The organism is Aeromonas sp. 3P, from assembly GCF_051919745.1.
GTDB lineage: Bacteria > Pseudomonadota > Gammaproteobacteria > Enterobacterales > Aeromonadaceae > Aeromonas > Aeromonas veronii.
In genome coordinates this window covers 2,592,148-2,606,337 of the sequence record NZ_JBQBED010000001.1, presented here as the reverse complement: position 1 = coordinate 2,606,337, position 14,190 = coordinate 2,592,148, and the positions used below count along the sequence as shown (strand labels likewise).

Genomic DNA, 14,190 nt, shown 5'->3' with positions numbered 1-14,190 from the left:
CCATCTTGTAACAATTCATTAAACATTGCTCCCCTGCCGATGCGTGTCTGAATGTCAGAAACTGGCGGGGGTGTTGGCCGAAATCAGCACGCACTCCTGTTCGCCACTATTGCGAAAACGGTGGGGGGTGCGGCTGTCGAAGTAGTAGCCATCCCCGGCGCCCAGCAGGTAGATCTGCTCGCCCACGGTCACTTCAACTTCGCCCTTGATGACGATGCCGCACTCTTCACCCTCGTGGCTCAGCATGTCGTCGCCGGTGTCGGCGCCAGGTGGCAGCACCTCCTGCAACATGCCGATGGCGCGGTTGGCTCGGCTGTGCCCGACCAGCCGGTAGCTGATGGGATGCGTGCCGAGATCCGGCATATCGGCGGCGCGGAAGATCACTTCGGTGCCCATTTCAGTCTCTTCGGTGAAGAAGCTGGCCAGCGACATGGGGATCCCTTCCAGCACCTTGCGCAGGGAGGCGACAGAGGGGCTCACCTGATTTTTCTCGATCTGGGAGATAAATCCGTTGGTCACACCGGAGCGCTTGGCCAGCTCGCGCTGGGAGAGGGCTGCCTTGGTGCGAACCGCCTTGAGGCGGTGACCGATATCCATCTATAGACACTCCTTGGCTGTTTACTATTATTAAAATTGTGTTAAATATCTTATACCACCCTGCTGATGCTTCTAGCTAGGGGTGGCACCAGACAGGGCGATAACGGGCCCTTTTTTATGGATTCAGGTGTTTAATTTAATAGGCATTGGCCGACAGTTGCTAAACACCTTAAGGATGAGGTGACCATGAAACCGATCAGCGACATCAATACGCCCTCCGACATGTCCGCCTTCTGGATGCCGTTCACCGCCAACCAGCAGTTCAAGGCGGCGCCGCGTATCCTGAAGTCGGCAGAGGGGATGTATTATCACTCAGAGGATGGCCGCAAGATACTGGATGGCACAGCCGGACTCTGGTGTTGCAACGCGGGCCATGGTCGGCGCGAGATTGCCGAGGCGGTCTCCCAGCAGATTTCCCACCTCGATTTTGCCCCCACATTCCAGATGGGCCACCCCCTGCCGTTCGAGCTGGCCAACAAGCTGGTAGAGATCGCTCCCAAGGGGTTTGGCCACGTTTTCTACACCAACTCCGGTTCCGAGTCGGTCGATACCGCGCTCAAAATCGCGCTGGCCTGGCAGCGGGCTCGCGGTCAGGGCACCCGCACCCGGCTGATTGGTCGCGAGCGTGGCTATCACGGGGTCGGCTTTGGCGGCATCTCGGTGGGAGGCATTCCCGGTAACCGCAAGTGGTTCGGCTCCCTGCTGACCGGGGTGGATCATTTGCCCCATACCCTCAACATCGCCAAGAACGCCTTCACCAAAGGGCTGCCCGAGGAGGATGTGGCGCTGGCCGACGAGCTGGAGAAGATCGTCTTTCTGCACGATGCCAGCAATATTGCGGCGGTGATCGTCGAGCCCATCGCTGGCAGTACTGGCGTGCTGATGCCCCCCAAAGGCTACCTCAAGCGGCTGCGGGAGATCTGCACCAAGCACGGCATCCTGCTGATTTTTGACGAGGTGATCACCGGTTTCGGTCGCCTTGGCTCTCCCTTTGCCGCGCAGGAGTTCGATGTCATTCCCGACATGATCACCTGCGCCAAGGGGCTCACCAACGGCGCCATCCCCATGGGGGCGGTGCTGGTGCAGAAGCACATTTATGACGACATGATGGCGGCAGGAAAGGGGGCTATCGAGCTGTTCCACGGCTACACCTATTCTGGTCATCCGGTGGCTGCGGCTGCGGGGCTCGCGACCCTCGAGATCTATCGCAACGAGAACCTGCTCAGCCGCGCCGCCGATCTGGCGGGCTACTGGGAGGAGGCTGCCCATTCGCTGAAGGGCTGCAAGCATGTGAAGGATGTGCGCAACTACGGGCTGGTGGCGGGTATCGAGCTGGAGTCCATGCCGGATGCGCCGGGCAAGCGCGCCTACGAGGTGTTCGTGCGCTGCTTCGAGAAGGGGGTATTGATCCGGGTGACCGGCGATATCATCGCCCTGTCGCCGCCCCTCATCATCGAGCGCAGCCAGATCGACGATCTCTTCACCCTGCTGCAGGATGCCCTGCAGGCACAACCTTAACCCATTTGATGGCCCCGCACTGGCGGGGCCTTGCGTTGATTTGCTCAGCGCATTTACCGCATCAGTTATCACGGAGGATACATGACATACAGGGTCAGCAACTTCATCAACGGCCAGCCGCAGGAGAGTCGCAGCGAGCGCCAGGGGGCCATCTTCAATCCCGCCTGCGGCAAGCAGCAGGGGAGCGTCGGGCTGTCCAGCGCCGCCGAGTGTCAGGAGGCGATCGCCATTGCCGAGCGCGCCTTTGCCGACTGGTCGCAAACTCCGCCGCTGGTGCGGGCCCGGGTCTTTTTCCGCTTCAAGGAGTTGATGGAGCAGCACAGGGACGAGCTTGCCCAGCTCATCAGTCGCGAACACGGCAAGGTCTTCTCCGATGCGCAGGGTGAGTTGACCCGCGGGCTGGAGGTGGTGGAGTTTGCCTGCGGCATTCCCCATCTGCTCAAGGGGGATCACTCCCTCAACGTCGGTCGCGGTGTGGACAGCTACTCCATGATGCAGCCGGTGGGGGTTTGCGCCGGTATCACCCCGTTCAACTTCCCGGCCATGGTGCCGCTCTGGATGTTCCCGGTCGCCATCGCCTGCGGCAATACCTTTATTCTCAAACCCTCCGAGAAGGATCCCTCCCTCTCGTTGCGGATGGCCGAGCTGCTGAAGGAGGCCGGCCTGCCGGACGGCGTGCTCAACGTGGTGAACGGTGACAAGGAGGTGGTGGATGTGCTGCTGACCGACCCGCGAGTGGGTGCTGTCTCGTTTGTCGGTTCCACCCCAATCGCCCAGTACATCTATGCCACCGCCTCGGCCCACGGCAAACGGGTACAGGCGCTGGGCGGCGCCAAGAACCACATGGTGGTGATGCCGGATGCGGATCTCGATCAGGCGGTCTCCGCCCTGATGGGGGCTGCTTATGGGGCCGCGGGCGAGCGCTGCATGGCCATTTCGGTGGCGGTGGTGGTGGGTGACGAGACCGCCGATGCGCTGGTAGCCAAGCTGACGCCGCTGGTGGAAAAACTGCGGGTGGGCCCGGGGTTGGGCCAGAGCCCGGAGAACGAGATGGGGCCGCTCATCAGCAAGGAGCATCTGGCCAAGGTGCGCGGCTACGTGGATCAGGGGGTGGCCGAAGGGGCCGCGCTGCGGGTCGATGGTCGCACGCTGAGCCACGACGAGGGTTACTTTATCGGGGGCTGCCTGTTTGACGAGGTGACCCCCGAGATGCGCATCTACCGCGAGGAGATCTTCGGCCCTGTGCTTTCCATCGTGCGGGTGCCGGACTACGAGACGGCGCTGCGACTCATCAATGAACATGAGTACGGCAATGGCACCGCCATCTTTACCTGCGACGGCGACACCGCGCGGGACTTCACGGCGCGGGTGCAGGTCGGTATGGTAGGGGTGAACGTTCCCATTCCGGTGCCGATGGCGTTTCACAGCTTTGGCGGCTGGAAGCGCTCCATCTTCGGGCCGCTCAACATGCACGGGCCGGACGGGGTTCGCTTCTATACCCGGATGAAGACGGTGACGGCGCGCTGGCCCCAGAGCCTGCGCAGTGGTGCCGAGTTCTCCATGCCGACCATGAAGTGACGTGCTGGCACGTGCTCATGGCCTAACCTCTTGCCCCCGCCGGTCGATGATTGGCGGGGGCGAACTCTGTAAAGGAACAACAGATGCGATTGGGAATTCTCGATTGTGACCGGCTGGACACCGATCTGGCGGATCGTTTTGGCCCCGTCTACTCCGAGATGTTTATCAGGGGGTTTCAGCCGCTGGCACCCGAGCTGGAGTTTCGGGTCTGGTCAGCCATCGATGGCGAGTTGCCGGAGGATCTGCATGAGTGCGATGCCTGGCTCATCACAGGTTCGCGCCACGATGCCTATAGCGATATCCCCTGGATCCAGGCACTGCGCGGCTGGATCCGCCATGCCCATGATGCCGACGTCAAGCTGGCCGGGATCTGTTTCGGCCATCAGGTGATCGCCCAGGCGCTGGGGGGCGAGGTGGTTAAATCCACCAAGGGGTGGGGGCTGGGGGTATCGGTTCACCCCATGCTGGAAGATGCCCCCTGGATGGCGCCGGCGAGGGATCAGATCCGCATTCTGGCGAGCCATCAGGATCAGGTGGCGTTGCTCCCCCCCGGAGCAACCCGGCTGGCGGGCAACGATTTTTGTCCCAACTTCATGTTCCTGCAGGGGGACAACATAGTGGCCATTCAGGGGCACCCCGAGTTCTCGGTGGAGTACAACCGGGCGCTGATCGAACGGCGCCGTGGCCTGCTGCCCGACGAGCGTTACCAGAGCAGCCTCTCCTCGCTGGAGGGGGAGGTGGATTCGACCACCATGATGCAGTGGTTGCTGCAGTTTTTGGGGATCCTGCCGCTGCGGGCCGGCGCGGCCTGAGCCCGGTTTGTCAGCGACCCCCTTCGGATGCTAGATTTTGTAGCAAAATGAAGGATCAAGCGCTGAGATGTCGGGATCGGATGGTACACTGGCCGCCCATGTGGCGGCCTGTTTGTCTGGCTTGATTGCCGTCCCGGCCTGAGCCAAACCTGTCTGAGCCAAACCAGTGTGAGAGTGTGAAGCCTTGAAACTACAGCAATTGAAGTACTTGATCGCGATCCGGGACCACAACCTCAACGTCTCGGTGGCGTCCGATGCGCTCTATACCAGCCAGCCCGGGGTCAGCAAGCAGATCGGCCTGCTGGAGAGCGAGCTGGGAGTGCGGATCTTCGAGCGCCGTGGCAAGCATCTGCACCGCATCACCCCGGTGGGCGAGGAGATCATCAAGTGTGCCGAGGCGATGCTCAACATCGAGAGCAAGATAAAGGCGATCTCCCGTGAGTATCTGGATCCGACCGTGGGCACCCTCAACATTCACACCACCCACACCATCGCCCGCTATCTGCTGCCCAAATCGGTTACCTACTTCACCAAGAAGTACCCCAAAATCTCGTTCCACCTCCATCCGGTGATGTCGGCGAGCAAGGAGCAGATCAGCAAGGGTTACTCCGATTTCTCCATCGTTGCCCACGAGATTGGCTTCGACAAGGAGCTGATCGCGCTGCCCGCCTACCTCTGGACCCTCTCGCTGGTGGTGCCGCAGGATCACCCACTGGCCAAGGTGAAGAAGCCGACCCTGGAGCAGCTCTGCCACTACCCGATCCTCAGCTACGAGAGTGGCGCCACTGGCCGTCAGGTGCAGGACGAGGTGTTTCAGGCGGCGGGGCTGACCCCGAGTTACTACATGACGGTAATGGATGCCGGAGTGATCAAGCGCTACGTGGAGCTGGGCTTTGGCATCGGCATCATCTCCTCGCTGGTGGCCAACGACACCGACAGCCCCGGGCTGGTCTCCATCAATCTGGAGCACCTGTTCAAGCCCTGCCCGGCGCAGATCTGTTTCAGCAAGAGCATCCTGCTGCAGAACTACATGTATGACTTCATCAGCTCCTTCTCGCCCCACCTCACCAAAGAGGTGATCCAGAGCGTGATGCAGCAGCCGAGTCAGGCGCGCATCGACGAGCTGCTGGCCGGGGTGGAGCTGCCCATCTATTGATCCCGATCGGATTCCCGATCGCTGCCGGTTGTCTCTTCTGTCAGGCTGGGCTCTACTCGGGGTTCAGCCTGTCTCTTTTGGGCTATCTCCATCGTCCGAGGTCTCTATGTCCCGCATTCTGCTGCTTGCCAATCTCAACTGTGATCATGTGCTCTCCCTCTCCGAACCGCTGGTGGCGGGGGCCCGGCTGCAATATGTGGATCAGGGGCGCAGGCTCGGCGGTGGCGCCGCCAATACCGGCATCGGGCTGGTATGGGCGGGTCACGAGGTGACCATCGCCTCCCGTATCGGGCTGGACGAGACCGGCGACTGGCTGCTGGAGCAGGCGGCCGGTTACGGGCTGGATTGCAGCCATGTGGAGCGCTTTGGCGGTGAGACCGGCGAGCTGCTGATCCTGGTGGACTCCACTGGCGAGCGCACCATACTGCGCCGCCCGCGGCGTCCCGACCTGCCCGGCGATCTGCCTCTGGATGGGGTGGATTGCCTCTATGTGAACTATCCCGGTACCGCCATCATCAGTTACATGCGCCAGATGCTCGGCAAGAGCTTCGTGGTAGCCCAGTATCCCAAGGGCGGCCAAGCGCGCCGTCCCTGCCATGTGCTGGTAGCCTCCCGCTCCGATCTCGGCGAGGTGAGCGACCCCTGGCAACATGCCCGCCAGCTGGCGGGGGAGCAGCTCGAATGGCTGGTGTTGACCGAAGGCAAGGCGGGCGCCGTGGCCATCCACGGCGATGAGCAGATCCGGGTCGCCGCCCGGCCAGTATCTGTGGTCGATACCACGGGGGCAGGGGATGCTTTTGCCGGCGGATTGATACACGGATTGGCGCGGGGCATGGCCATCAAGGATGCGTTGCAGTGCGCGGTGGACTGGGGCGCGTTTGCCGTCGCCTCCGAGAGCTCCATCCCATCGGTCGCGCTGAAAAACTGGCTGAAACAGCCCCACTGAACCACCTCTCTACTGGTCGATTGAGGGGCGGTTCGCAGGCCATATGGCTGCTGGTCGAAGGGGCTTGGTGAGGGGGATGATTCGGGAGATTTACCCGCCATAAAGCGGGTAAACGCCGTGCTAACCCGGCAAGTTTGCGATCAATCAAAGAAAGTGTCGATTTATGTGCATCTTCATCGACACCCGGTTGTGCTGCTCTTAACCTGTCAATCCGCAACTCAGATTAAGAGACAGGCCCTCCTCTGGCGAACCAATGGGCAAACAGAGGCAAACCGGTTGTCTCCTGCCTCTTAGCTCAACGTTGTCGTCCTGATTCCTGGCTTGTAGTAAGAGGCAAGTGCGACCATGCAACTGACACGATTTACCGACTACGCCCTGCGTACCCTGACCTTCCTGGCGGTTCAGCCGGGGGATCGTCTATCGACCATTACCGAAGTGGCCGATACCTTCGGCATCTCTCGCAACCACGTGGTCAAAATTGTGCACCAGCTTGGCATCAAGGGGTATATCGAGACGGTACGCGGCAAGCACGGTGGCATCCGCCTCGGTCGCTCAGCGGTCTCCATTAACCTGCGGGATGTGGTGATGGACATGGAGCATGTGCTCTGTCCGGTCGATTGCAAGCGCGAGAACTGCCGTCTCTCCGGTGGTTGCCGCATTCAGGGCATTCTGCGCCGCGCCATGAACGCCTTCCTCGAAGTGCTGGGTGAGTACACTCTGGCTGATGCGGTGCGCGATCCCAATCGTCTCTGCCACCTGCTGGGTATCGAGCAAGAGACTATTGTGACCATGGCCTGACGGGGCGTGGAATATCGAACAAGATGTGAAAGGGGCCTGATGGCCCCTTTTGCTTTTGTACGCAGGTGGTTTTTAACGACTGCCTGGCTGGCGGATCAGGGTGATGGCGCCGTGCAGGCAGGCGAGGCCACAGGCACCGCAGCCATTGCAGGCATCCATATTGACGTTGATGCCGTCGGCGGTGGCCTTGATCGCCTGTTGCGGGCAGGCATCTTCACAGAGCAGGCAGTAGAAGCCCTGCCGTGCCTGACAACTCTCTTCAATCTGTACCCGGGTCTGCACCTGACGACCCAGCTGCAGGTCGAGTGCGCCGGTGGGACAGGCTCTGGCGCAGCTGCCGCAGTAGCTGCACTGGCCGCAGGCGAGATCGAGCACTGGCGTACCGGCGATGGGACTCCCCTCGTACTCCTCCTGGGTGGCCGGTTTGAGCAGACCGCGCGGGCAGGCCTTGAAACACTCGCCACAGCGGGTGCAGAGGGAGAGGTACTGGGACTCCTCGATGGCCCATGGCGGGCGCGCTTCATGGCAAACCACGGCGGGCTTGCGGGAAGCTTGCCAACCTTGTGTCAGCCAACGGAGGAAATAGTGAGTCATGCTCGCCCCTGATACCTATTAGGGGTTAATTTTATCGAAGTTTCGGGAAGCAGGCCAGAGAATAGCGGCCGTCAGGATCGCAAGCGCAGTTGCCCTTGTGTAAGCTAGGCGGGTCTTTTTACGTGGTTGAATGAAAACATATGTGGCTATTTCTCTGGCGTGCGTCCCTGCTCTATGTCTTTCCCCTGCTGATGTGGGCCTACTGCCGCATCAAGGATATCGAGTTCGCCGAGCTCGATACCGGCGTCAACACCCACAAGTGGGTGGTGCTGGCCGCCTACCTCATCTACGTGGTGATCTGGATTCTGGTTAACCGCTATCTCGAACTCTTCCTGCGTCAGCGGAGCCGCAAATGATTGACCCCGGGCTCTGGGGGATCTTGCTGCCTGCCGCCGTGCTGGCCCTCGGACTGGGCTGGCTGATCGGGCGGCGGGCCGCCACGGCGCAGGCTCAGGAGCTGATGCTGGCGCAGGATCGGCATCAAGCGCTGCAGGATCGCTTCGACGAGTTGCAGGATGAGCGGATGCAGGGCCAGCAGAAGCTGGATCAGCAGCAGACCCTGCTGATCAAGCTCACCGCCCGCCTCAAGGATGCGGAAGCGACCCTGCGCAGCGAACGGCTGGCCGCCGCCGAGAAGCTGCAACTGCAACAGGAGGCGGAGCAGCGCCTCAGCCAGCAGTTCGAGAACCTCGCCAACCGGATCTTTGAGCAAAACTCCGGCAACTTCCGCGAATTGAACCAGAACAGCCTCGATCTGTTGCTCACACCGCTCAAGGAGCAGCTCGAGGGCTTTCGCCGTCAGGTAGGGGAGACTCACGCCCAGGAGACGGCCCAGCGCCACAGTCTCAAGTTCGAACTGGAGCGCCTCGCCGAGCTCAATGCCCGCATGACCGAGGAGGCGGCGGCGCTGACCCGCGCCCTCAAGGGTGACAGCAAGCAGCAGGGCAACTGGGGGGAAGTGGTACTGGCACGGATCCTCAGCGAGTGCGGTCTGCGCGAGGGCCACGAGTACCACACCCAGGTCAATATCGAGGTGGAGAAGGGCAAGCGCTACCAGCCCGACGTGATTGTCCACCTGCCGCAGGAGAAGGACATCATCATCGACGCCAAGGTGTCGCTGACCGCCTACGAACGCTGGTACAACGCCGATGACGAGCTGGAGAAGGCGGTGGCGCTCAAGGAGCACGTCGCCTCGGTGCGCAACCATATCCGCGAGCTGGGCCGCAAGGATTACCAGCAGTTGCCCGGGGTGCGCACCCTCGACTATGTGCTGATGTTCGTGGCGGTGGAACCCGCCTTCCTCACTGCCATGGAAGCCGATCCCTCGCTGGTGCGTGACGGTCTCGACAACAACATCCTGCTGGTGAGCCCCACCAACCTGATGGTGGCGCTGCGCACCATCGAGAACCTGTGGCGCTATGAGCGGCAGAACCAGAATGCCCGCCAGATTGCCGAACGGGCCGGTCGCCTCTACGAAAAGCTGCGGCTGTTTGTCGAGGAGATGCAGCAGATGGGCGGCAGCCTGCACAAGGCGCAGGAGAGCTACGACAAGGCAATGGGACGGCTGGTCAACGGCCGTGGCAACCTGATTGCCCAGGTCGAGCGTTTCCGCGAGCTGGGGGTGGAGGTGACCAAGAGCCTGCCAGAGCCGCTGGTGGAGCGGGCACTGGAGCGTGACAAGGAGCAGGAGTAGTTTTTACCTGCACCGTCATCAGCCAAGGCCCAAACCCGGTTTGGGCCTTTTGCTATCTGCCTGCTTGCCCAGTGCTTACCCATCATCTGAAATCCGCAAAGCAAACGGCCCACCGAAGTGGGCCGTTTTTATTTGCAGTGCCGGTGTGGATCAGCGGCTGGCTGCGCGGGCGCTCAGTTCGGCTTTCTCGCTATCGCTCAGGAAGGCCAGGGTCATGCCGTTCTGCTGGGCGGTGCGGATTTCGCTGGCGGTCATGCCAGCGGCCGGAGCGGCCACCTCATATTCGTGCGGCAAGTCGATCCCTTCCACCGCCGGGTCATCGGTGTTGAGGCAGGCCAGCACACCGGCGGCCAGGAACTGGCGGATCGGGTGCTCGGTCAGGCTCGCTACCGTAGTGGTCTGGATGTTGGAGGTGAGGCAGGATTCGATGCCGATGCGGTGCTCGGCCAGATAGGCCATCAGGGCCGGATCCTGAATCGCTTTGACGCCGTGGCCGATACGCTCGGCGCCCAGCTCGCGAATGGCTTGCCACATGCTCTCGGGGCCAGCGGCTTCACCGGCGTGTACGGTGACGCGCATGCCCGCATCGCGCACCTTGCGGAAGTGGTCGACAAAGAGTTCGCCCGGGAAGCCCAGTTCGTCACCGGCCAGATCGATGGCGACCAGCTTGTCGCGGTGGGCCAGACAGGCGGCCAGCTCCTGATTGCACTGCTCGGTGCCGAAGGTGCGGCTCATGATGCCGATCAGGTTGGTCTTGATACCGAAATCGCGGCTGCCCGCGGCCACGCCGTCGATGATGGCTTCCACCACACCCTGCGGGTGCAGCTTGTGGGCCATCGCCATATAGGCCGGACTGAAACGCAGTTCGGCATAGTCGATACCGGCGCGCAGCAGATCTTCCACGTTCTCGTAGGCGACCCGGCGGCAGGCGTCGTAGTCTGCCAGCACGGCCACACCCCAGTCCAGTTTCTTCAGGAAGGCAACCAGACTCGGCTCGTTCTCGACGATCTGTACGTGGGGACGCAGCGCTTCCAGCTCGAATGCGGGCAACTGAATGTTGTGTTGGCGACCCAGCTCGAGGATGGTTTGCGGGCGGATGTTGCCGTCCAGATGGCGGTGCAGGTCGGTCAGGGGGAGAGATCTGTCAATCATGGGGGCGCCCTCGTCGAGTCAGGTTTGAAAGCCTGCCATTCTAGGCGGGGCTTTCAAAAAAGATACCCCGTTTATGGTTAAACGGGGTTCTGGCAGGCGGTGATTTGTCAGGGCGTGATGGGAATCGTTTTTCCCCGGGACTCAGGAGAGATCGAGTTCCTTCAGCTTGCGGGTGAGGGTGTTGCGACCCCAGCCAAGCAGGCGGGCGGCCTCCTGCTTGTGGCCGTGGGTGTGTTCCAGTGCCGTCTCCAGCATGATCCGCTCGAACTGGGGCATGGCATCGGCCAGGATGTCTGTCTCTCCCAGCGCCAACTTGCTGGCCACCCACTCCTGCAACTGCTGCTGCCAGCAACCAGGCATGGCCGGTTGCCCGGTTCGGCGTTGTGGGTGATGGGGGTGAGCAGCTCGGCAGGCAGGTCGCCGACTAGCACTTCTTGCCCCGAGGCCATCACGGTGAGCCAGCGGCAGACGTTCTCCAGCTGGCGCACGTTGCCCGGCCAGGGCAGGCGGCTGATATAGGCCTGGGTATCCGGGTGTAGGCTCTTGGCCTCGACGTTCAGCTCTTTGGCGGCGCGCAGCAGGAAGTGTCGGGCCAGCTGTGGGATGTCCTCACGGCGCTCCTTGAGAGCGGGGATGTGGATGCGGATGACGTTGAGGCGGTGGAACAGATCCTCGCGAAACTCGCCATCGGCGACCCGCTTCTCCAGATTCTGGTGGGTGGCCGCGATGATCCGCACATCCACCTGCACCGGCTGGTGGCCTCCGACCCGGTAGAACTGGCCGTCGGCCAATACCCGCAGCAGCCGGGTCTGCACATCCAGCGGCATGTCGCCGATCTCGTCGAGAAACAGGGTGCCGCCGTCGGCCTGCTCAAAGCGGCCGTGGCGGATGTTGTTGGCGCCGGTAAAGGCCCCCTTCTCGTGACCGAACAGCTCGGATTCGATAAGGTCTTTCGGAATGGCAGCCATGTTGAGGGCGATGAAGTTCTTGTGGGCGCGCGGGCTGTGCTTGTGCAGCGCATGGGCGACCAGCTCCTTGCCGGTACCGCTTTGGCCGTTGATCAGCACCGAGATGCTGGAGCGCGACAGGCGGCCGATGGCACGGAACACCTCCTGCATCGCCGGCGCCTCACCGATGATCTCGGGAGTGGCGGCGGCCTCTTGCTGGCGAGACTTGCGTTTGGTGCGCTGCTCCTTGAGGTGATTCTCGGCGCGGCGCACCAGGGTCACCGCTTCGTCTATGTCGAATGGTTTGGGCAGGTACTCGAAGGCGCCGCGCTGGTAGGCGTTGACCGCGCTGTCGAGATCCGAGTGGGCGGTCATGATGATGATGGGCAGATCGGCCTGACGGCGGTGGATCTGCTCCAGCAGGCTCAAACCATCGATGCCCGGCATCCGGATATCGGAGAGGATCACATCGGGCGAGCGCAGCTCAAGGGCGTGCAGCAGGGCTTCGCCATCGGCAAAGCTCTCGCAGTTGAAGCCTTCGCTGCCGAGAGTGCGCTCCAGCACCCAGCGGATAGAACTGTCGTCATCGACGATCCACACTTTGGCGGTCATGGGGTTCCCTTACTTGCGAAGCGGTAGAAAAATGGTGAATTCGGTGTGACCCGGCCAGCTGATGCAGTCAATTCGCCCCTTGTGCTGGTCGATCAGGTTCTGGGCGATGGAGAGGCCGAGCCCGGTGCCCCCCTCCTTGCCGGTGATCATCGGGTAGAACAGGGTGTCGCGAATGGCGTCCGGAATACCGGGGCCGTTGTCGATGATCTTGATCTCCGCTGCCAGCCGGTAACGCTGGCCGTGGATGGTGATCTGGAACGCGGTGCGGGTCTTGATGCGGATAAGCCCGGTCTGATCGCCCAGTGCTTCGGCGGCATTGCGCACTATGTTGAGAAACGCCTGCTGTAGCTGATCCGGCTCCATCTCGAATTCGGGGATGCTGGGGTCGTAATCCCGCTCGATGCGAACAGAGGGAGGGAGTTCGAGCTCCACTAGTCGGCGTACCTGCTCCAGCACCGAATGGACATTGTGCATCTGGTGACGGCCGGGGCGCTGGGGGCCGAGCAGCCGATCGACCAGTACCCGCAGCCGATCGGCCTGTTCGATGATGATGCCGGTATACTCGCGCAGCGCCGGATCCGGCAGCTCTTTTTGCAGCAGCTGGGCCGCGCCGCGCAGGCCGCCGAGGGGATTCTTGATTTCGTGGGCCAGCCCGCGCACCAGCTCCTTGGCCGCCAGCTGTTGGGCATGTTGCTGCTGCTCCTGACTGATCTTCTTCTGCTGGTCGATCTTGCGCAGCTCCACCACCAGCAGACGTTGTTCGTGGTCGGCCATCGGGGTTGCGCTCAGCTCCACCAGTCGCGGTTCTCCCTCTACCACCAGAGTCACTTCGCTATCGGTAAAGCCTTGCCCTGACACGAGGCACTGCTTGAGCCGCTGCAAATCGAGGGAGATATGTTCCAGCAGATGGGGCAGTTCGATGCCGATCAGCCTGCGTTCACTGAGGGAGAGCAGCTGTTCAGCCGCCGGGTTGACGAATTGGATGCAGAGCCGCTCATCCATCAGGATCACGGCGGTCAGCAAATTATCCAAGAGTGTTTTGGCGTTGTCCGAGCGGGTTGGCACAGGTTTCTCCCTAAAACGGTGCTACACACCTGTTATGCACCGATATGGTGCATAGAGTTTACCCGCATCGGTGCGCTATATCACCCCTAGTCGGCTTTGGGGGTGGGTTTGGGAGCCGGCGTCACGCTCGCTCTATGCAGGTAAAAGGTGACTGCACTGGATTTAGCAAGGATCGTACCGTCTTTGGCGAGCAGCTCGAGCTGAGCCTCGTGGGCGCCGCGATCGATGTTTTCGACGCGGACAGAGAGGCTGTTGCTGACGATGGGGGCGGCTTTGCCATCCAGGGTCAGGCGCACATCATACTGGGTCGGAGGTTTGGGGCTGATGGTGCCCTGAAAGACGATGTTGCCTGTGTTGTCGCGCAGGGTGCTGCCCTGTTCCGGGGAGAGCAGTTCGATGGTCAGCTTGGCCGCCTCTTTCTCTTTCTTGGCATCGGCGCCGGTCAGGCTGTTGAAGTTATCCACCTGCACCGATCTGGGCGCGCTGCTGCCCAGCAGCGGGGCGACCCGCAGATCGACCTCTTTGGCATTTTTGCCGGGTGGTGGCGCATCCGAGTAGTGGGTGATGCCATTGCCATCGACCCAGGAGTAGACCTTGGCCGCGTCCGCAGCGAACGAGGTCAGCAACAGGAGGCTGAGCACCCCTATGCCATGCTTGTTGTTCATCCATCTCTCCTTGACGGTATTTTGCTTAATCCTATCAGAGAAAAAACCCGCCAGATG

Annotated in this window: 13 protein-coding genes and 1 pseudogene; 8 read left to right on the top strand and 6 right to left on the bottom strand. The window is 61.7% G+C overall.

What is annotated here, in order from left to right:
• Window positions 1-54 precede the first annotated feature (54 nt).
• Window positions 55-597, bottom strand: coding sequence for a cupin domain-containing protein (locus tag ACTG19_RS11950; RefSeq protein ID WP_005339643.1), 543 nt, complete (start codon window positions 595-597; stop codon window positions 55-57).
• A gap of 186 nt (window positions 598-783) precedes the next feature.
• Between ACTG19_RS11950 and ACTG19_RS11945 the strand changes: the two genes are divergently transcribed.
• The 6 genes from ACTG19_RS11945 to ACTG19_RS11920 all read left to right on the top strand — a co-directional run bounded on the left by ACTG19_RS11945 (window position 784) and on the right by ACTG19_RS11920 (window position 7,405).
• Complete coding sequence (locus ACTG19_RS11945; protein WP_075111936.1) at window positions 784-2,115, top strand: aspartate aminotransferase family protein; 1,332 nt, start codon at window positions 784-786, stop codon at window positions 2,113-2,115.
• Window positions 2,116-2,196: 81 nt separating this feature from the next.
• A complete protein-coding gene (locus tag ACTG19_RS11940) occupies window positions 2,197-3,693 on the top strand; it encodes a CoA-acylating methylmalonate-semialdehyde dehydrogenase (protein WP_113740312.1) in 1,497 nt (498 codons plus the stop codon).
• An 83-nt stretch (window positions 3,694-3,776) separates the two neighbouring features.
• On the top strand, window positions 3,777-4,505 hold the full coding sequence (locus ACTG19_RS11935; RefSeq protein WP_113740313.1) for a glutamine amidotransferase-related protein: 729 nt from the start codon (window positions 3,777-3,779) through the stop codon (window positions 4,503-4,505).
• Window positions 4,506-4,689: 184 nt separating this feature from the next.
• Window positions 4,690-5,661, top strand: coding sequence for a LysR substrate-binding domain-containing protein (locus tag ACTG19_RS11930; RefSeq protein ID WP_270905543.1), 972 nt, complete (start codon window positions 4,690-4,692; stop codon window positions 5,659-5,661).
• A 106-nt stretch (window positions 5,662-5,767) separates the two neighbouring features.
• On the top strand, window positions 5,768-6,607 hold the full coding sequence (locus ACTG19_RS11925; protein WP_100647089.1) for a PfkB family carbohydrate kinase: 840 nt from the start codon (window positions 5,768-5,770) through the stop codon (window positions 6,605-6,607).
• Between the two features lie 345 nt (window positions 6,608-6,952).
• A complete protein-coding gene (locus tag ACTG19_RS11920) occupies window positions 6,953-7,405 on the top strand; it encodes an Rrf2 family transcriptional regulator (protein WP_005339654.1) in 453 nt (150 codons plus the stop codon).
• A 72-nt stretch (window positions 7,406-7,477) separates the two neighbouring features.
• Here ACTG19_RS11920 and ACTG19_RS11915 read toward each other — a convergent pair whose 3' ends face one another.
• Complete coding sequence (locus ACTG19_RS11915) at window positions 7,478-7,999, bottom strand: ferredoxin-type protein NapF (protein WP_005339657.1); 522 nt, start codon at window positions 7,997-7,999, stop codon at window positions 7,478-7,480.
• A gap of 140 nt (window positions 8,000-8,139) precedes the next feature.
• On the opposite strand from ACTG19_RS11915, the gene ACTG19_RS11910 reads away from it, so the two are divergent.
• Together ACTG19_RS11910 and rmuC are read left to right on the top strand one after the other, a co-directional pair.
• Complete coding sequence (locus tag ACTG19_RS11910) at window positions 8,140-8,355, top strand: hypothetical protein (protein ID WP_021231493.1); 216 nt, start codon at window positions 8,140-8,142, stop codon at window positions 8,353-8,355.
• Window positions 8,352-9,692 carry a DNA recombination protein RmuC gene (rmuC, locus tag ACTG19_RS11905; RefSeq protein ID WP_439989099.1) on the top strand — a complete coding sequence of 447 codons (1,341 nt, stop codon included), beginning with the start codon at window positions 8,352-8,354 and terminating at the stop codon, window positions 9,690-9,692. Before ACTG19_RS11910 ends, rmuC begins: the two co-directional genes overlap by 4 nt.
• 150 nt (window positions 9,693-9,842) lie before the next feature.
• Here the strand turns inward: rmuC and add are convergent, their stop codons facing one another.
• The 4 genes and pseudogenes from add to ACTG19_RS11885 all read right to left on the bottom strand — a co-directional run bounded on the left by add (window position 9,843) and on the right by ACTG19_RS11885 (window position 14,133).
• Window positions 9,843-10,844 carry an adenosine deaminase gene (gene add, locus ACTG19_RS11900; RefSeq protein WP_439989098.1) on the bottom strand — a complete coding sequence of 334 codons (1,002 nt, stop codon included), beginning with the start codon at window positions 10,842-10,844 and terminating at the stop codon, window positions 9,843-9,845.
• 141 nt (window positions 10,845-10,985) lie between these two features.
• Window positions 10,986-12,403, bottom strand: a pseudogene (glnG, locus tag ACTG19_RS11895) (nitrogen regulation protein NR(I)).
• Window positions 12,404-12,412: 9 nt separating this feature from the next.
• On the bottom strand, window positions 12,413-13,468 hold the full coding sequence (gene glnL / locus ACTG19_RS11890) for a nitrogen regulation protein NR(II) (RefSeq protein ID WP_005356202.1): 1,056 nt from the start codon (window positions 13,466-13,468) through the stop codon (window positions 12,413-12,415).
• 86 nt (window positions 13,469-13,554) lie between these two features.
• Complete coding sequence (locus ACTG19_RS11885; protein ID WP_113740317.1) at window positions 13,555-14,133, bottom strand: DUF4124 domain-containing protein; 579 nt, start codon at window positions 14,131-14,133, stop codon at window positions 13,555-13,557.
• Between the last annotated feature and the right edge of the window lie 57 nt (window positions 14,134-14,190).

Coding starts and splice junctions, on each gene's coding strand:
- ACTG19_RS11950 (WP_005339643.1), bottom strand. CDS start 597: ATGGATATCGGTCACCGCCTCAAGGCGGTTCGCACCAAGGCAGCCCTC.
- add (WP_439989098.1), bottom strand. CDS start 10,844: ATGATTGACAGATCTCTCCCCCTGACCGACCTGCACCGCCATCTGGAC.
- ACTG19_RS11945 (WP_075111936.1), top strand. CDS start 784: ATGAAACCGATCAGCGACATCAATACGCCCTCCGACATGTCCGCCTTC.
- ACTG19_RS11885 (WP_113740317.1), bottom strand. CDS start 14,133: ATGAACAACAAGCATGGCATAGGGGTGCTCAGCCTCCTGTTGCTGACC.
- ACTG19_RS11935 (WP_113740313.1), top strand. CDS start 3,777: ATGCGATTGGGAATTCTCGATTGTGACCGGCTGGACACCGATCTGGCG.
- ACTG19_RS11910 (WP_021231493.1), top strand. CDS start 8,140: ATGTGGCTATTTCTCTGGCGTGCGTCCCTGCTCTATGTCTTTCCCCTG.
- ACTG19_RS11925 (WP_100647089.1), top strand. CDS start 5,768: ATGTCCCGCATTCTGCTGCTTGCCAATCTCAACTGTGATCATGTGCTC.
- ACTG19_RS11940 (WP_113740312.1), top strand. CDS start 2,197: ATGACATACAGGGTCAGCAACTTCATCAACGGCCAGCCGCAGGAGAGT.
- rmuC (WP_439989099.1), top strand. CDS start 8,352: ATGATTGACCCCGGGCTCTGGGGGATCTTGCTGCCTGCCGCCGTGCTG.
- ACTG19_RS11915 (WP_005339657.1), bottom strand. CDS start 7,999: ATGACTCACTATTTCCTCCGTTGGCTGACACAAGGTTGGCAAGCTTCC.
- ACTG19_RS11920 (WP_005339654.1), top strand. CDS start 6,953: ATGCAACTGACACGATTTACCGACTACGCCCTGCGTACCCTGACCTTC.